Raw genomic sequence first — 18,768 nt, forward strand, 5'->3', positions numbered from 1 at the left:
GGTGATCTGTTATGGCCTCAATGAGAGACATAAAAAGAAGAAAACAGAGTGTATCAAGCACTCAGCAGATCACTAAGGCCATGAAGCTTGTATCTACAGTAAAGCTGCAGAAGGCTCGTGCAAAGGCAGAGCAGACTACACCGTATTTCAACGCTATGTACAATACGATTTGCAGTATGCTTGCCAAGGCTGGTTCAGTAAACAACAAATACCTTAGAGACAACGGTTCAAACAAGGTGGGCGTTATCGTCATCACTTCTAACCGTGGTCTTGCAGGTGGATACAATTCAAACATTGTAAAAATGATTACTGGTTCAGATTTAGATGCGGAGAATGTAAAGCTTTATGTAGTAGGTCATAAAGGCGGTGAAAGCCTTTCTCACAAGGGATATGAAGTCGTTAAGGATTATTCTCCAGTGATGGAGGCCCCAACCTATGCAGATGCTATAACAATCTGCAAAGATGTTCTTGAAGCATATGCAAGTGGGGAAATCGGACAGATTTACCTTGTGTACACACACTTCAAAAATACTGTTAGCCAGATTCCAAAGCTCATGAAGCTGCTCCCAGCAGAGATTGCAGAAGAGGACGTAGAGGCTGCCAAATCTTCAGGTTCAGAAGCACTTATGAACTTCGAGCCAAATGAGGAGGAGGCATTAGACCTTATCGTTCCTAAGTATGTAACATCGCTTGTGTATGGCGCATTAGTTGAGGCTGTAGCCTCAGAAAATGGTGCCAGAATGCAGGCCATGGATTCAGCTACAAATAATGCCGAGGAAATCATTAGTGATCTATCATTAAAATACAATCGTGCCCGCCAGGGATCAATTACTCAGGAATTAACCGAGATTATCGCTGGTGCAGAGGCTTTAAGTTAGGAGAGTGAAAAATGGCAAATAATATTGGTAAAATCACTCAGATTATCGGTGCCGTTCTTGACGTAAAGTTCGCAGAAGGCGAGCTCCCAGAAATCAACGATGCTCTTGAAATCAAAAGAGATAACGGTGAAAGACTGGTTGTTGAGGTAGCACAGCATTTGGGTGACGATACAGTTCGTTGTATTGCCATGGGTCCTACAGACGGTTTAGTACGTGGAATGGATGTAGTTGCAACAGGAGCACCAATTTCAGTTCCTGTTGGTGAGGCTACACTTGGTCGTATCTTCAACGTACTTGGCGAAGCTATCGATGAGCAGCCAGCACCAGAAGGTGTTGAGAAAATGCCTATCCATAGAAAAGCACCAGCGTTTGAGGAACAGGCAACATCAACAGAAATGCTTGAGACAGGTATCAAGGTCGTTGACCTTCTTTGCCCATATCAAAAAGGTGGAAAGATTGGATTGTTCGGTGGTGCCGGTGTAGGTAAAACCGTACTTATTCAGGAGCTTATCCACAATATCGCTACTGAGCACGGTGGATATTCAGTATTCACTGGTGTAGGTGAGCGTACTCGTGAAGGTAATGACCTTTACTACGAAATGAAGGAGTCAGGCGTTATTGACAAGACCTGCATGGTTTTCGGTCAGATGAACGAGCCACCAGGAGCCAGAATGAGAGTTGGTCTTACAGGACTTACTATGGCTGAGTACTTCAGAGATAAGGGTGGAAAGGACGTGCTTCTTTTCATCGATAACATCTTCCGTTTTACTCAGGCTGGTTCAGAGGTTTCAGCCCTCTTAGGTCGTATGCCTTCAGCCGTTGGTTATCAGCCAACACTTCAGACAGAGATGGGTGCTCTTCAGGAGCGAATCACATCTACAAAGAACGGATCAATTACATCGGTTCAGGCCGTATACGTTCCTGCCGATGACTTAACTGACCCAGCTCCAGCTACAACATTTGCTCACTTGGATGCTACCACAGTTCTTGAGCGTTCTATCGCAGAGCTTGGTATTTACCCAGCTGTAGACCCACTTGGTTCTACATCTCGTATTCTTGACCCACGTATCGTTGGTCAGGAGCATTTCCAGGTTGCACGTGGTGTACAGGAGATTCTTCAGAAGTATAAAGAGTTACAGGATATTATTGCTATCCTTGGTATGGATGAACTTTCAGAAGAGGATAAGCTTGTAGTTAACCGTGCACGTAAGATTCAGAGATTCTTGTCACAGCCATTCTTCGTAGCTGGTCAGTTCACCGGTCTTGAAGGAAAGTATGTGCCAATCGCTGAGACAGTACGTGGCTTCAAGGAAATCCTTGAAGGTAAGCATGATGATATCCCAGAAAGTTACTTCCTCAATGCAGGTACAATCGACGAGGTTCGTGCCAAGATGAACGCAAAGTAGGAGGTGGCTTATGGCAGATAACACCTTTAAAGTTTCAATCATCACTCCTGAGCGAACCTTCTATGAAGGCGAGGCTGTCATGGTTGAATTTAATACGGTGGAGGGACAGATTGGTGTATATCCAAAGCACATTCCTCTCACCACTGTTATTGCGCCGGGCATTTGCACAATACATGAGGCAGAAGGTCAGAAGAGAGCAGCTGTACATGCAGGCCTCGCTGAAGTTTTGCCTGACAAGGTAACACTGCTTGCAGAAATTGCTGAGTGGCCTGAAGAAATTGATTTGGAAAGAGCCCGCAGCGCAGAAGATAGAGCAAGGGAGCGTATCGCAAATAAGGCCGAAAATATTGATTTGTTACGTGCTGAAATTGCTCTAAAGAAGGCATTAGTTCGTCAGGACTTAAAGGCCTAAGCTATGAGGGGAGGAAAGTACCATGCTAGATGCTGATACCAAACGAGATATAGAGGAACTCAAGAGACAATTATCTGTTCTAGAAAGTCAGGAAGAAGACCTGATGAAGGAACTGGAAATACTTCGTGCGCGAAAGACTGAAGTGAAAGAGAAACTTAGGGACTTGAGTAATGACGATAAGTACCAGCAGGAAATGCTAACTATGGTCTATCAACAACGACATGGTAAGCCTTCCAATGAAAAATAAATAATTTATTTGGGGCACCGCTTTGGCGGTGCCTTTTTAAATTTGCACTTTACAATAATCAAGGGTAAAATTTAAGGAAATAGTTTAATATTTGGAGGTAGTAATGGGAGAAAGATTAACCAAGGGTGATATAGAAAAAATTCAGGCTGAAATCGATGAGCGAAAGTTGGTACTTCGCCCAAAGCTTTTGGAAGAGGTAAAGGAAACAAGAGCTCAGGGAGATTTATCAGAAAACTTTGAGTATCATGAGGCAAAACGTGCAAAAAACATGAACGACAGTCGCATCCGCTATCTTGAGAAAATGCTCAAGTTTGCTGAAGTGGTAGATGACAGCAGCGCAGATGATGAAGTCGGGATCAATAATACAGTTACAATTTATATTCCAGAGGATGATTGTGAGGAAACCTACAAGCTTGTAACCAGCATTAGAGGTAACTCTCTTAAGGGCCTGATTTCTATTGAATCTCCACTTGGAGCTGCAATACGTGGAAAACATGTGGGCGATAGAGTAATGGTAAAAGTAAATGATAATTATTCCTACGAAGTAGAGATTCGTACGATTGATAAAACATCGACAGACGAAGACGATAAGATAAAGAGATATTAATATAACACAAGATACAGATTAGGTGAAGGTTTGGATTAAGATATATTTTACCTAAGTAAAAAGGCGCATAGCAATAGGTTTGCTATACGTCTTTTTTGCAGTATAGACATTTTTAGTAAATAATATGGTAGAATTAGAAATGACTTAAACAGGAGGATAAATGATTTATGGGAATGTATTTAAATCCAGGAAAACAACGCTTCCAAATAGCAATTAATTCTGAAATATATGTAGACAAAACAGGCTTGATAAATCATTTGAATTCTGTAATAAATACTAATCAACGTTATGTTAGTGTTTCTAGACCCCGTAGATTTGGTAAGACTATGGCTGCTGATATGATATGTGCATATTATGATAGGACAGCAGATAGTAGAGAAATTTTTGAAAATAGAAAAATAGCCACAAATAGTGATGAGTGTGTTTCACCATGGGACATAAATTTGAATAAATATGATACGATTCGTTTAGTTATGACAGATTTCATTAAAACTGATGTGGATGTAAAAGAATCCTTAAAGCGTCTATCTAGGAGAATCTTAGATGAATTACATCAGGAATATCCAAGTGTTACTTATGAGGAAGATGATTTTTCATTTAGCTTTGAAAAATTTTATGCTGAATCGAAAAGACAATATGTAATAATTATTGACGAATGGGATGCAATTTTTAGAATACGATTAGATGATAAAGTTGGACAAAAGCAATATCTTGATTTTTTAAGAGATTGGCTTAAAGATAAAGAATTTGTAGCTTTAGCATACATGACAGGTATTTTACCTATAAAAAAATATGGTGAGCATTCTGCATTAAATATGTTTGATGAGTATTCTATGACACAGCCTATGCAATTGGCTGAATATACAGGGTTCACAAAATCTGAAGTGGAGAAGTTATGTGAAGTCTATAATATGGATTATTCAGAAATAGAAAGCTGGTATGATGGATATAAAGTTAGCGATAATGTTCCAGTAAGCAAGAGACAGCTATATCGTGAAGGAAAATACGAGGGGCATATCATTGATATATATAGTCCACTGTCGGTAGTAAATGCAGTCTCAAGTGGCCTCATAAAAAACTATTGGAATAAAACAGAATCTTACGAGGCATTGGCTGAATACATTAGAAGAGATTATGATGGATTAAAGGAAGATGTAACCTTATTAATGAACGGTGGTAGTGTGAAAATTAATACATCCTCTTACCAAAATGATATGACTACATTCAATAGTAAAGATGATATTCTATCTTTACTGATTCATCTTGGTTATTTGGGATTTGATGATAATACAAATGAAGTATACATCCCAAATGAAGAGGTAATGGATGTATTTAAAGTGTCAACTCAGAATAAAGAATGGGTTGGATATTTTAAGGCCTTTGAGAAGTCAGAAGAACTATTGAAATATACATGGGTGTGTGATGAAAATAAAGTAGCAGACTTGTTAGAGGAGTTCCATAATAAGGCAAGTAATAAGCCTGATTTTAAACGCCACAGCTGCATTATTGAAAAGGCATAGCAGAGGTAAGATAATACATGGGATAAAAAGGATTCAGCCACTATTCAAATTGGATAGCCACTGAATCCTTTTTCATATATCGGGAAAAGCTGGGGCAATTTGTGTGGTTTAGACATTTTTTATAAATAATATGGTAAAATATACTATGCATAATAATGTTTGAGAAAATGGGGATGAAATAATGGTTAAAGAGAAACTTAGTCAAATCGGGGAGACGGTTCTTGAAAAAATCGATGGGCTTGATGTTAAGGATAAGCTTATCGAGCATAGTTTTAACCATTCGGATATCACTAGAAATGATTTTATGCTGAAGGGAGCTCTTGCCAGCGAAGGCTATGACTGGTGGTGGCACAGTTTTACTGGTCATAACAAAAAGACGGGCGAGGAAAAGGCTTTCTTTATCGAGTTTTTCACAATAAACCCAGAACTAGGTGGCGATGAGCCAGTGTTTGGCCAGATGCCAGAGAATAAGGCAGCAGGCGTGAAGCCATCCTACATGATGGTAAAAGTAGGCTGCTGGGGCGAGGGAGCAAAACAGATGCATCGCTTCTTTGGCTGGAACAAGGTCAACATCAAGGAGGATGTACCATTTCTCATAAGTGCAGACGATTGTTTCTGCTCTGAGACTCGAACCCTTGGTAGGGTAGAGGTTACAGAGGAAGATGCCAAGAACCATCCAGAGTGGATGTGCCAGGCAGGCAAGATGGTTTGGGATTTACATATGGAAAAGCAAATTGCTTTCAATGTGGGCTACGGCGCAGGCTGGGCGTCACGTGAAATAGAGGCATTTGAAATGTTCTGGCATGCAGAAGGCATGAAGACATTATTTGCAGGTTCAGTTATACTAGACGGTGTTGAATACGAAGTCAGCCCAGATAGCTGTTACGGGTATGCAGACAAAAACTGGGGTAAGGACTTCACATCTCCATGGGTGTGGCTTGCAAGCTCACATCTTAAGAGTAAGGTATCAGGAAAGTGGCTGGAAAACAGTGCTTTTGATATCGGTGGCGGCCGTCCAAAGGTACGCACAGGTCATAGCTTTGATGATGTTATCCTTGGCGCCTTCTGGTATGAAGGCCAGCCTTACGAGTTCAATTTTTCACATTTTTGGACTCTTACCAAGACAGATTTTAATTGCAGCACTGAGGGCGATGAAGTGGTTTGGAAAATCACTCAAGAGACACCTCTTGCAAAGCTTGAAGCCAAAATCATCTGTCAAAAGAAGGATATGCTACTCATTAATTATGAGGCACCAAATGGTGAAAAGCGCCACAATAATCTTTGGAATGGTGGCAACGGCGTAGGCGAGATAAAGCTATACAAAAAAATCCTCAAGACCAAGGACACAGTCGACAATAAAAAGGCTGAATGGAAATGGGAGCTTGTGGACGATATGGAAGCGTATAACATCGGATGCGAATTCGGTGAATATGATAAGTAATAATAGATTGGAGAATAACAAAATGGCAGTTTTAACAGGTTTACAGCCAGAGAGAGTATTTCATTATTTTGAGGAGATCTGTAGCATCCCTCACCCAAGTTATCACGAAGAAAAGATTAGTGCATATCTTGTAGATTTTGCAAAGGCACATAATCTTGAATATTACACAGATGACCTATACAACGTAATCATGATTAAGGAAGCATCAGAGGGCATGGAAAATGCAGCTCCTATCATCCTTCAGGGCCACATGGATATGGTTGCTGAGCAGGATGATGACTGCACAAAGGATATGCTTAAAGAAGGCCTTGATCTTGAGGTTGTTGACGGATTTGTTACAGCAAAGGGTACAACACTCGGTGGTGATGATGGAATCGCTGTTGCAATGTCACTTGCACTTTTAGAGGATGAAAGCCTTGTACATCCACGTTTAGAGGTTATCATCACTGTTTCTGAAGAAGTAGGTATGGAAGGTGCAGCAGGCATTGATGTTTCTATGCTCAAGGGACGCAAGCTTTTAAACCTTGACTCAGAGGAAGAAGGACATTTCCTTGCAGGATGTGCAGGTGGATGCCGTGTAAATGTCAATTTCCCAGTTAAAAAGGTGGCATTAAATGGACAGCTTGTTTCTATCGATGTAAAGAACTGTACAGGTGGTCACTCAGGTGCAGAAATCGACAAGGGAAGGGCAAACGCTACATACGTTGCAAATCGCATTCTTGCAGCAGGCTTAGAGGCTGATGAAATCTGCATAGTAGATTTTGTTGGTGGAACAAAGGACAATGCTATTCCACGTTCTACAAGCGCAAAGGTTATAGCAAATGATGATGTAGTTGAGGCTATGAAAGAAGAAGCAGCAGCTATCAAAAATGAATATGCAATCACAGACCCTGATATGACTATCGAAATCAAGAGCCAGGGCGATACAGTTATAAATGGTGTAAATGCCTCTGAGACAGAGCGCTTTATCCAACTTCTAACATGTATGCCAAATGGTGTTCAGACAATGAGCCATGATATCGAGGGACTCGTTGAGACATCACTTAATCTTGGTATCCTTAATGTGACAGATGATGCAATTACATATGCTTGCTCACTTAGAAGCTCTGTAGATAGCGCAAAGACAGCGCTTATCCGCAAGGTTCTTATGGTGGCAAAGGCATTTGATTGCAATTGCTCTATCCATGGAGATTACCCAGCATGGGAGTACAAGAGAGAGTCTGATTTCAGAGATGAAATGGTACAGATTTATACAGAAATGAATGGAGAGGCTCCAATCGTTGAGACAATCCATGCAGGTGTTGAGTGCGGTTTACTTGCAGCTAAGCTTCCAGGCTTGGATGCAGTTTCTATTGGACCTGAGATGTATGATATCCATACACCACAGGAGAGACTTGGTATTGAGTCTACTGAGAGGGTATACAATTTTGTAAGAAAAGTTATTGAGTCTTGCAAATAAATTAATCCATATATAATCCATATAAAGGAGGGGCAGGTTTTATGATGAGAATCGGTATGCTTACTAGTGGTGGAGATTGTCAGGCGCTTAATGCTGCGATGCGTGGTGTTGTAAAGGGATTGGCGGCAAATGTGGACAATCTTGAGGTATATGGCTATTTTAATGGCTATAAGGGCCTGATTTACGGCGATTACAGATTGCTCACCAGTCAGGATTTCTCGGGTATTCTCACACGAGGTGGTACCATTTTAGGTTCCAGCCGTCAGCCATTCAAGCTCATGCGTGAGCCTGACGAAAATGGTCTTGATAAAGTGGAGGCCATGAAATCCAACTACTACAAGCTGAACCTTAACTGCCTGGTTATTTTAGGTGGTAATGGCACACAGAAGACAGCAAACCTCCTTCGCGAAGAGGGGCTCAACATAATTCACCTGCCAAAGACTATAGATAACGATATTTATGGCACAGATTTGACCTTTGGTTTCCAGAGTGCCATTGATATCGCTGCAAACACCATAGATTGTATCCATACCACAGCTTCATCTCATAGCCGCGTGTTCATCGTAGAGGTTATGGGACACAAGGTTGGATGGCTTACACTTTATGCAGGTGTTGCTTCTGGTGCAGACATCATTCTGCTTCCAGAAATTCCATACGACATTAAAAAAGTCATCAAGGCCATCAATAAGCGTGCCGAAGAGGGTAAGGGCTTTACCATCCTTGCAGTAGCCGAAGGTGCTATTTCAAAAGAGGATGCAAAGCTTACCAAAAAGGAATACAAAAAGAAATTGGAAGAGTCCAAATATCCTTCTGTATCCTATGAAATTGCGGACCGCATCCAAAAAGAGACAGGAATTGAGGTCCGTGTTACTGTTCCAGGACATATGCAGCGAGGCGGAAGCCCTGATCCATTTGACAGAGTTCTTTGCACTCGCCTTGGTTCGGCAGCAGCACAGGCTATCATTGATGGCGATTTTGGAAATATGATTGCCATGGTAAATGGCAAAACAAAGAGAATTCCACTTGAAGAAGTGGCTGGCAAGCTAAAGACCGTAGAGCCTGATTGCCAGATGATAGAAGAAGCTAAACGCATCGGCATTAGCTTCGGAGATTAAATTAGATTTAAGGGTAGGTAATTGTTATGTCCTATATGGCGTTGTACAGAAAGTTCAGACCGCAAGTCTTCAGCGATGTTAAGGGTCAGGATCATATTGTAACCACATTGCAAAATCAAATTAAAACAAACCGTATAGGGCATGCGTACCTATTTACAGGTACAAGAGGTACAGGTAAAACAACAGTAGCCAAAATATTGGCACGTACCATCAACTGTTCCAATCCAAAGGAAGACGGCAGCCCATGTATGGAGTGCGAAAGCTGTAAAGCCATTTCAGCTGACAATTCCATGGATGTTCGTGAAATCGATGCTGCTTCAAACAATGGTGTAGACAGCATCAGACAGATTGTTGAAGAGGTAAAATATACTCCTCAGGTGGGTAAATACAAGGTTTACATCATCGATGAGGTTCATATGCTTTCTATAGGAGCCTTCAATGCACTGCTCAAGACCTTGGAGGAGCCACCTTCATACGTGGTATTTATTTTAGCCACCACCGAGGTGCACAAGATTCCAATCACTATCCTGAGCCGCTGCCAGAGGTATGATTTCCATCGTATTTCCATTGATACTATTGCAGCCCGCCTGCAGGAGCTGATGGATAAGGAACAGGTTCAGGTGGAGGACAAGGCCATCCGATATATCGCAAAGGCCGCAGATGGCTCAATGCGTGATGGACTAAGTTTACTTGATCAGTGTATTGCATTTTATATCAATCAGCCCCTGACCTATGACAATGTTTTAAAGGTACTTGGAGCTATTGATACAGAGATTTTCTCACGACTTCTTCGCTTCATTATCAATGGACAGGTGACAGAGTGCATCGGCATCATTGAGGAAATAATGACTCAGGGTCGTGACTTGAACCAGTTTGTCAACGATTTTACCTGGTACTTGCGTAACCTGATGCTTATCAAAAGTTCAGATGATATGGAGGATGTGCTTGAAATGTCCTCTGATAATATAGCTCTTTTAAAGGAAGAGGCTAAACTTGTTGACACAGAGGTGTTAATGAGATACATTCAGGTACTGTCAGCACTTTCTAACGATATTAAATACGCAAGCCAAAAGCGCGTACTTATTGAGATTGCCATCATAAAGCTGTGCAAACCACAGATGGAGGCAGATATATCGGCTCTCAACAATCGAATCGCAAATCTTGAGAAAAAGGTTGAAGAGGGTGTGCCTGTAGTAATGGCTGCACCTGCTTCAGGAAGTGCACCAGTGGCCAGCGCGGAGCCGCTAAAAAAGGAGCCGTTGCCTGCGGCTATTCCTGATGAGGTAAAGCAGGTGGCGCAGAAATGGGACAGTGTCCTCGGCAAACTACCAATCAACATAAAGATGTACGTGAAGGCAGTAAATACTGTCACAGTTAATGAGGCAGGCGAGCTGGTACTTGTATTTGATCAGCCGGAAGGTTCAGATCGACTAGCAGGAGATTTGGTAAATAGACCAGAAGTTATTGAGGAAATAAAAAGGGCTATTGAATCTTTGATTCAAAAAACAGTAGAAGTCAGAGTTGAGATTAATTCCAGCGGATTTAATTCACAAAATACCAAAACTGATGTTAGAGATTTCTTTGCAAGTCGTGGAATAGAAATAGAATCAGACGCAGATTAACAATTTGCTGATATAGTTATAAGTTAAGAAAGAGAGGATTTATCAAATGGGAAAAGGTAGAGGCGGATTTCCAGGTGGAGGAATGCCAGGTAATATGAGTCAGCTTATGAAGCAGGCTCAGCGCATGCAGCGTCAAATGGAGGAAGCTCAGGCAGAGCTTGAAGAAAAGGAAATCACAGGCACTGCAGGCGGTGGCGTTGTAGAGGTTACAGTTTCTGGTAAAAAGGAAATCACAAAGATTAAGATTGATCCAGAAGCAGTAGATCCAGAGGATGTTGAAATGCTTGAGGACCTTGTTATGGCTGCAGCCAACGAGGCACTTCGCAAGGTTGATGAAATCAGCCAGGCTAGCATGTCTAAATTTACAGGTGGATTAGGATTATAATTAATGGAATACTACAGCAAAGAGATTAGCAACTTAATAGCGGAGCTAAGCGATTTGCCTAGCATTGGAAGTAAGTCAGCCCAGCGGCTGGCTTTCCATATATTAGGCATGGATGAGCAAAAGGTTAACGATCTGGCAAATGCCATTGTTTCCGCCAGGAAAAACGTCCGTTACTGCAAGGAATGTTTCACCCTTACAGACGAAGAACTTTGTCCTATATGTGCAAACCCAAAGAGAAATAAAAACATCATCATGGTTGTCGAGGACACAAGAGATCTGGCAGCCTACGAAAAAACAGGTAAATTCGATGGAGTTTATCATGTGCTTCATGGCGCAATATCTCCAATGGCAGGAATAGGTCCAGGAGATATCAAACTAAAAGAACTTATGGTGAGATTGCAGCAAAACGATGTGCAGGAGGTCATAGTGGCCACCAATTCCTCACTTGAAGGAGAAACCACAGCGGCCTACATAAGCAAACTTATCAAGCCTACAGGCATCAAGGTGAGCCGCATTGCATCCGGTGTACCGGTAGGTGGCAATCTTGAATATATTGATGAAGTAACATTACTTCGAGCCCTTGATGGCAGAACAGAGTTGTAATAATAGTCTCCTGGTTATAGGCCAGGGGACTTTATTTTTTATATTTCTATCCGACATATAATACGTAAAAGTAAATACCATGGAGGAACTATATGCAATTAGAAGGACTCAAGGTAACGGATTATATAAAGACAGAAGGTGCGAACGACCAGGGATTTGGCGTTAGAGCCAGCGGTATCAGGGACGATAAGAAAGCAAATATAAATAAGGAACTGAAAGCGTTATCGGTGGATAATGCATTTTATAATGGAAAAGGACAGTTGGCTGATGCAGATTTTGCCAAAGAGGTGAATGAGGCATCAGCCCTTGGTATGTCTACAGTTAATGCTGTGAAAAATGTAGAGCGTGCATGGGATGATAAGGCCACCGCGAAGGTGGAGAGGGATGGCCATGATTCTAAGGATATGGATGCCCATACACTTATTACAGTGGTAGATGAAATAAAGATGAACCTGGCCAAAGGCGGGGCTGATATAGATAAAATGGGCGGCCTTTCAAAGGCAGAAGTTGAGGCTATGTCTGGCTCCATAGCACAGGCGGTTCAAATGACGCAGGGGCTTGGAGAGACACTTCCAGTGGAAGCGCAGGCATATCTTGTGAAAAATGAGCTGGAGCCTACCATTACAAATATCTATAACGCAACCTATTCTGCCCCTGCAAAGGCAACAGATTCAGTGAGTACAGAAGAAATAGATAGCCTTATAAAGGACCTTGGAGACACAATAGATTCTCTTATTGAATCCGCACAAAATACAGATTCGCAGGTGGATTTGAAGGATTTGGTGGCTACCATGATAAAACAGGATATTCCTATTACTAAGGAAAATCTTGAATATATGGCAGGTTTACAAAACTATGAGAAGCCTTCTGACCAGCAGATTGAAAATGCCATCCAGGATATCCTGGCAGAAGGCAAGGAGCCAACGGATGCATATCTGCTGCCAGGCTATTCCCTGATGGATCAGGCAAAGCAGACTTTTGAAGAAATCATGGGTATGGATGTAAATGATTTACAATCCATCACGGCCCAGAGACAGCTTACAGAAATCCAGCTGACCATGACAGTGGAAGCCACATTTACCATGATGAAAAATGGTATTGAAGTGAACACAAGTGATTTGTCCGATTTGTTGGACAAGCTAAAACTTCAGGAAACAAGCCTACTTCAGGTATTGATGAAGGCTGATAATAAAGAGGCTACAGAAAATAACGTAAATCTCTTCAAGGAAGTCATGAACAGCATAGCTGATGTGGAGCAGGCTCCAGCAGCAGTCCTTGGAAGATTTTCAAATATCAATGCTGAAACATTTTCTTATGTGCATGAGGTCAGCGTATCTGTAAGTGCGGAATATTCCCGCATGGAAATGACCTATGAAGCAGTAGGCACAGAGGTAAGACGTGACCTTGGCGACAGCATTGCAAAAGCCTTTAGAAATGTGGATGACATTTTGGCAGACCTCGACATTGAGCCTACAGAAGCAAGCCAGAAAGCCGTAAGGATTCTTGCATACAATCAGATGGATATTACAGCCGAGTCGGTAGCAGCTATGAAGACATCAGCAGAGCTTGTAAGCAGAACCTTCAGGAGCATGACCCCGGCAGTGGTAGCCGAGATGATAAAACGTGGCGAAAATCCTCTTGATATGAAAATGGAGGATTTAAGGAATAAAGCCCAGGCAATTCAATCAGAAATGGGAAGTAGCTCAGATGAGGAAAGCTTTTCAAAGTTTTTATGGAAGGCTGAGCGAAATGCAGACTTAACCGATGCTGAGCGAAATGCCTATGTAGGTGTGTATAGACTACTTCATCAGGTGGATAAGTCAGATGGAGCAGCCATAGGAGCGTTGATAAGTCAAGGAACTGAGGTTACACTTAGAAATCTTATGACTGCAGTGCGCTCAAGCCGCCATACAGGAAAAGAATATGAAGTAGATGATAAATTCGGTGAGCTGGATGAAATGGTGGTGAAGGATTTATCCATCACTGAGCAGATTGAAAAGGTATTCTTGACAGAGCGTTGCAGAGATGCAAAAGAGGCCATGACACCTGCAAAAATGCATGATATTGGTCAGGATAATATCTTTGATATGAATCCAGATGAATTTGCCACAGCTATGGATGCGCCAGCAAACGCAGCAGAGGATCAGGAATACAACAGTTATCTCACAAATCAGATAAAAGAGGCCTTTAAGAATGTTTCGGATGACACAGTAAAGATATTAGAAGAGTTTAACATTCCAACATCTGCAAATATGATTACAGCAGTGGAATCACTTCTTCAAAATAGTACGTCTGTGTACAAGGATATATATGGCAGAGCAGCAAAGCTTCAAAATAGGGATATGAGTATAGAGAACCTGATTGATGAAGCATATAACCGCATTGAGGAAGCTCTACATGATCCTGATGCAGCCAGAAAATACGAGGAAGCTCTTGGCGATTTAGCTGAAAACGTAATGAGAACAATGGTGGAGACTGAAGATGTCAGAACCGTTGATCTAGAGGATATGAAGCTTGTAATTCAGCAGACCAAGGCAATCAAGCGTATGGCAGACACAAGCGAAACCTACCGAATCCCTATAAAGCTTGGTGAGGAAGTGGCTGATATGAACCTTAGATTTGTGCGAGGCGAAAAGGATACAGGACTTGTCAGGATGGCAGTACATCTGCAGGATGCTGGAACTGTTCAGACTACTTTCCGCTATGAAGCAGGTGAGGTGCAGGCAAATGTAGAGTGCAGCACAGCCGCCATGAGAGATAGATTGTCTGAACAGATTGCCCTGATTCAGGATAAGATGAAAGAACAGACAGGCTTTGATTTTAGTTTTAGCTTTACCAGGGAATCAGGTCTTAATGTCAGTGATATTTATAATTGGCAGACAGGCACTTTTGCTGAGTCAAAGGGTGCGGAGGATGAAGTTCAAACAGAAGCCCTTTATGGCATAGCAAGAGGATATTTGCGCATACTTGGTCAGATGTTTTAGGTCATAAATTTAAGTTTGGTGATTAAAATAAGGCAATCCCCGAAAAGTCGTGGGGTTGCCTTTTTTAGGCCTAAAAAGTTATAAATTTCAGGTTAATTTTGGGCTTGCCCATCCGATAATAATGTTGTAAAGACATGGATGTTCTTTATTAATTAAACCACCGCAAGGATGCTAGACTTTATTTACGGCTTTTGGAGGCGTCTATGAGAATTAACAACAACATGTCGGCGGTGATTACAAATAACAAACTTCTGGGTAATGAAAATTCCCTTTCAGCAGTAATGGAAAAATTAAGCACAGGTTTTAATATAAACCATGCGTCAGATAACCCATCTGGCATAGCCATTGCGGGCAAAATGCAGTCTCAGATTAATGGTTTGGGCCAGGCTTCAACAAATGGTTCTGATGGAATATCTGTTTTACAGACAGCTGAAGGTGCATTAAATGAAGTTACCGAGATGATTCAGAGAATGCGCGAACTGTCAGTTCAGGCAGCAAACGGAACAAACTCTGATTCTGAAAGAGAAGAGATACAAAAAGAAATTTCATCTCTGTTGGAAGAAATCGACAGAGTAGCAGCATCAACAGAATTTAATACGATTACTTTGTTAGATGGTTCATGTGATTGCAGAACCTATGCAAATGATGTCACAAGAATATCCACATCTAACAATGTGCCAGACGGTATTTATCAGCTGAAGGTAACTGCACCTGCTATGAAGGCCACTTCAACAACAGCATCATCAGCTGCTTCATATGATGTGACAGAGTACTTTAACAACACTTACACAAGAGTTGAAACAACAACACATGCCACAGTACCTCAGCTGGCAAACTACAACTTCAAAGAATTTATCGACCAGACTACCTGGACAAAAACGGTGAAGGATAACAAATACAACCCACCAGTAGAAACAGTAACAGGTCCAGAGCATGGTCTTGGAGTTTCAGGTTCATTACAGATTAACGGCTATCCTGTAGAATTTGCACAGGGCTCATCAGGCGAGATGGTTTATGGCATGCTTAGAGATGCCTGTGAAAAGGGTGGAGCATTAATCTCTGACCATGATGATCCTAAGGGATTATCAATTCAATCCTACAAATATGGCAGCGATGCAAACTTAACCTTAGAGTTTTCAAGTGTAGAATTTGCAAAGGCATTAGGATTTTCAGAGTCTGCACTAGATAAGGACGAGGCAGGAAACGTGCTTCCTACTATCAACAGCGTTGGTCAAGATGCAAAGATGGTACTGTACACAGAAGATGATACAGTTGTTAAATCCCAGTTTGGAACCCAGGCTACCTATGTTACTGATGGACGAAAGGTGACAATCAACGATACAAAGGGTTTTGAGATGTCATTTATGTTAAACGATGGCTTTGCAGCAGGACAGAAAGACAAAAATGGCGAAGTGTCGGATGGCATTATTAAATTCAACGTAACTGACATCGGTTCAATGGCTCTGCAGATAGGTGCCAACGAAGGCCAGCAGATGAAGGTTAGAATTTCAGCAGTAACAACCCAGTTTATGTACATAGATGATGTGGATGTTACCAGAAGAAATGGCCCTGAAGATGCAATGGACAGACTCGATGATGCATTAAGCTATGTGACTGGAGTTCGTTCACAGCTTGGTGCCTACGAAAATAGACTGGATCACACAACAAAATCACTTGATACAACTGAAGAAAACATGACATCAGCTATTTCTCGAATTGAGGATGCTGATATGGCCACCACCATGGTGGAATACACAAAACTCAACGTTTTGGAGCAGGCAGGTGTTTCTGCACTGGCTCAGGCAAATGAATTACCACAGCTTGCTTTACAGCTACTACAGTAAAGTGACACAGGCAAATGACAACTTCGAACCAGTGAATTTGCCGAAATAGGAGTAGTAATAATATGAACAAAGATAAGATTTCAGCTTTTACCTTAAAGATAGCGTCAAGCAATGGATGTGGTTTAATTTCTGTTCTTTATGAAATATATAGAGAATATGAAAGCGAGGCGCTAAGCTATTTTGAGGCTGGCAAAGTGAATGATGCCGTAGCGGCATTAAAGAAATGCGCTGAGGTAGTCAATCATCTCCAGAAGGATTTAAATTTTAACTACGAGGTAAGCAGAAATCTGTACGCACTGTACGATTATGTACAGCGAAACGTTTCGAAATCTATTTACAAGGCAAATTCAGATGGTCTTTTAGAAGCAAAGAGAGTGATGGATGATTTAGGAGATGCCTTTAGTACGATAGCAAAGAATGATTCATCAGCTCCCGTAATGAGAAATACCCAATACGTTATGGCTGGTCTGACGTACGGGAAAGGTACACTTAATGAACACCTTATGGGTAATCAGAGCAGCCGTGGCTTTTGGGCATAATTACAAGTGAATGTTATAAAAATGAGAGATTTCCAATTTGGAAATCTCTTTTTTAATGCCAGAGAGTAAATAGGCTAGTGAGTATTTAACATCAAAATGGGTATTAAACCAGGTTTTTAATGTAAAAAGTAAACAAATTATTAAAAAGTTATTTTTTACAAAAATTCATATGAGCCGTAATGTCATACCCATTTCAGTAGGCAGCATATATACTCCTTGTGTTCAAAAATGATAGCAAGGAGGTGATTGAAAGACGCAGTTTCTATTGATCTGGAGTATTCTGACCTGCGGCGTTGTATTTGATGCCAGGGGGTATAGGATTCCAAATCAGCTGATTATATTGGGATATTTAGCAGGCTTGTTTGTGAACTTTGAAGCCTACCAGGCAATCGGCATATTCATATTTTTAGGAAAGGCTATAGCACCAGTGCTTTTACTGTTTTTGCTGTACTGTTGTAAGGGCATGGGATCAGGTGACATCAAATTATTTTCTGTAATGAGTACTTTAGTGGGTATGAAAATTACTGTGGATGTGTTTGTCATTTCGGTGATGCTTGCTGGCGTCGCTGTGCTTGCGCTTTTTCTATACGAAGGAGGAATTAATTTAAAGAGAAAGCTTCATTACTCATACTACATAGCGGCCGGGTTTTTCGTCACCGTAATTAGAATGAAAGGATGGAGCCTATTATGAAAAGTTTGGAAATCGCTTTGTGTGATTTGAATTCAGATTACATTCTGAAGGTTGCAGGCCAATTGATGGAAAAAGCTCAGGTTGTGGTCCATGTGTTTACCACACCGGAAGGTCTCTTTTCCTGCGAGAATGATTTTGATGTGTGCGTTCTTACAAAGGAGTTTGAGGAAATTGCCGGTTTCAGACCAAAAGGGAGCAGTGGCCATAAATACTTTATTTGTGAAACCGAAAGTGAGGATTCAGCTTGTATTTACAGGTATCAATCTATAGACAAAATACTTGATGCAATCATTGAACTTCGGGAAGTAGGCCAGAAAACCAGTGCGAAAAAGTCTAATGATATTTCTAAATTTATAGGAGTTTATTCTCCGGTGTGTCATGAACTGCAACTGCCATTTTCCATGGCGCTGGGACATGTTTTAGGTGCCGATGGAAGAGTACTGCTTTTGGATCTAGAAGAAATTTCGATTATCAGGTCACTTGTGGGAAAGGCCAACGAAAGAAATGTCATGGATCTTCTATTTGAGATAAGTACTGGCCAGTCATCAGTTGATTTATCAAGGTATACAGAGACATTTATGGGTTTTGATTACATTGAACCATTTTTAAATCCCAACGAAATAGGTGAGATAGATGAGGATACCTGGCTTAAGCTGTTTGAGCTTTTAGCAAAATCAGAGTATTCCCATATAGTTGTACTATTTGGAAGGGCTGTAAATGGTTTCTCAAAACTTTTAAGTGTCATGAACCAGCTGTATGTGCTTAGCCGTCCAGGGGATTATTTCAGGAAAAGTCAGGATTTATTTTTGGATTATCTGGAAAGAATCAACATGGAACTGGAGGCAAAGTGCGTAAGTCTGCCTATGTCAGCTGGCAATCTTGCCGATGGAACCTACCAGATGGAGGAGTTGTTACAGGGCAACTTAGGAATGTATGTAAATAAAATTCTTAAAGCACAGGCCAGTAATACTTTAGAAAACTATGGTTAAGCTAGAAGAAGAGATTCGTCAGGAGG

At 41.4% G+C, this 18,768-nt stretch carries 17 protein-coding genes; all 17 read left to right on the plus strand.

Features of this window, described 5'->3' with window-relative positions; translation table 11 throughout:
• Positions 1 to 11: 11 nt before the first annotated feature.
• The 17 genes from atpG to BLV53_RS08020 all read left to right on the plus strand — a co-directional run bounded on the left by atpG (position 12) and on the right by BLV53_RS08020 (position 18,742).
• Positions 12 to 878: an ATP synthase F1 subunit gamma gene (gene atpG, locus BLV53_RS07940; protein ID WP_090299610.1), complete on the plus strand. Its 867-nt coding sequence runs from the start codon at positions 12 to 14 to the stop codon at positions 876 to 878.
• A gap of 11 nt (positions 879 to 889) precedes the next feature.
• Positions 890 to 2,284 (plus strand): F0F1 ATP synthase subunit beta, encoded by a 1,395-nt coding sequence (atpD, locus tag BLV53_RS07945; RefSeq protein WP_090299613.1) that lies wholly within the window; start codon positions 890 to 892, stop codon positions 2,282 to 2,284.
• Between the two features lie 10 nt (positions 2,285 to 2,294).
• Positions 2,295 to 2,696, plus strand: coding sequence for an ATP synthase F1 subunit epsilon (atpC, locus tag BLV53_RS07950; RefSeq protein ID WP_090299616.1), 402 nt, complete (start codon positions 2,295 to 2,297; stop codon positions 2,694 to 2,696).
• Between the two features lie 22 nt (positions 2,697 to 2,718).
• Positions 2,719 to 2,943 carry a hypothetical protein gene (locus BLV53_RS07955; RefSeq protein WP_090299619.1) on the plus strand — a complete coding sequence of 75 codons (225 nt, stop codon included), beginning with the start codon at positions 2,719 to 2,721 and terminating at the stop codon, positions 2,941 to 2,943.
• A 103-nt stretch (positions 2,944 to 3,046) separates the two neighbouring features.
• Entirely contained in the window at positions 3,047 to 3,550 is a 504-nt protein-coding gene (locus BLV53_RS07960; RefSeq protein WP_090299622.1) for a GreA/GreB family elongation factor, read from the plus strand.
• Positions 3,551 to 3,717: 167 nt separating this feature from the next.
• Entirely contained in the window at positions 3,718 to 5,070 is a 1,353-nt protein-coding gene (locus tag BLV53_RS07965) for an AAA family ATPase (RefSeq protein WP_090299625.1), read from the plus strand.
• A 181-nt stretch (positions 5,071 to 5,251) separates the two neighbouring features.
• Complete coding sequence (locus BLV53_RS07970; protein ID WP_170830795.1) at positions 5,252 to 6,511, plus strand: hypothetical protein; 1,260 nt, start codon at positions 5,252 to 5,254, stop codon at positions 6,509 to 6,511.
• Positions 6,512 to 6,533: 22 nt separating this feature from the next.
• Positions 6,534 to 7,970, plus strand: a complete 1,437-nt coding sequence (locus BLV53_RS07975; RefSeq protein ID WP_090299628.1) for an aminoacyl-histidine dipeptidase — start codon at positions 6,534 to 6,536, stop codon at positions 7,968 to 7,970.
• Positions 7,971 to 8,011: 41 nt separating this feature from the next.
• Positions 8,012 to 9,085, plus strand: coding sequence for a 6-phosphofructokinase (locus BLV53_RS07980; protein WP_090299631.1), 1,074 nt, complete (start codon positions 8,012 to 8,014; stop codon positions 9,083 to 9,085).
• A gap of 26 nt (positions 9,086 to 9,111) precedes the next feature.
• Complete coding sequence (dnaX, locus tag BLV53_RS07985) at positions 9,112 to 10,707, plus strand: DNA polymerase III subunit gamma/tau (RefSeq protein ID WP_090299634.1); 1,596 nt, start codon at positions 9,112 to 9,114, stop codon at positions 10,705 to 10,707.
• 46 nt (positions 10,708 to 10,753) lie between these two features.
• On the plus strand, positions 10,754 to 11,092 hold the full coding sequence (locus BLV53_RS07990; protein ID WP_090299639.1) for a YbaB/EbfC family nucleoid-associated protein: 339 nt from the start codon (positions 10,754 to 10,756) through the stop codon (positions 11,090 to 11,092).
• A gap of 3 nt (positions 11,093 to 11,095) precedes the next feature.
• The gene (recR, locus tag BLV53_RS07995; RefSeq protein WP_090299642.1) at positions 11,096 to 11,695 is read left to right on the plus strand and encodes a recombination mediator RecR; all 600 of its coding nucleotides are present in this window, start codon (positions 11,096 to 11,098) and stop codon (positions 11,693 to 11,695) included.
• Positions 11,696 to 11,787: 92 nt separating this feature from the next.
• Entirely contained in the window at positions 11,788 to 14,679 is a 2,892-nt protein-coding gene (locus BLV53_RS08000) for a DUF6240 domain-containing protein (RefSeq protein ID WP_090299645.1), read from the plus strand.
• A 203-nt stretch (positions 14,680 to 14,882) separates the two neighbouring features.
• Complete coding sequence (locus tag BLV53_RS08005) at positions 14,883 to 16,523, plus strand: flagellin N-terminal helical domain-containing protein (protein ID WP_090299648.1); 1,641 nt, start codon at positions 14,883 to 14,885, stop codon at positions 16,521 to 16,523.
• Positions 16,524 to 16,585: 62 nt separating this feature from the next.
• Complete coding sequence (locus BLV53_RS08010) at positions 16,586 to 17,062, plus strand: flagellar protein FliS (RefSeq protein ID WP_090299652.1); 477 nt, start codon at positions 16,586 to 16,588, stop codon at positions 17,060 to 17,062.
• Positions 17,063 to 17,327: 265 nt separating this feature from the next.
• On the plus strand, positions 17,328 to 17,753 hold the full coding sequence (locus tag BLV53_RS08015; RefSeq protein ID WP_090299655.1) for a prepilin peptidase: 426 nt from the start codon (positions 17,328 to 17,330) through the stop codon (positions 17,751 to 17,753).
• Positions 17,750 to 18,742 carry a hypothetical protein gene (locus BLV53_RS08020; RefSeq protein WP_090299658.1) on the plus strand — a complete coding sequence of 331 codons (993 nt, stop codon included), beginning with the start codon at positions 17,750 to 17,752 and terminating at the stop codon, positions 18,740 to 18,742. Before BLV53_RS08015 ends, BLV53_RS08020 begins: the two co-directional genes overlap by 4 nt.
• Positions 18,743 to 18,768: the final 26 nt, after the last annotated feature.

It is taken from the genome of Pseudobutyrivibrio sp. ACV-2 (genome assembly GCF_900107545.1).
GTDB lineage: Bacteria > Bacillota > Clostridia > Lachnospirales > Lachnospiraceae > Pseudobutyrivibrio.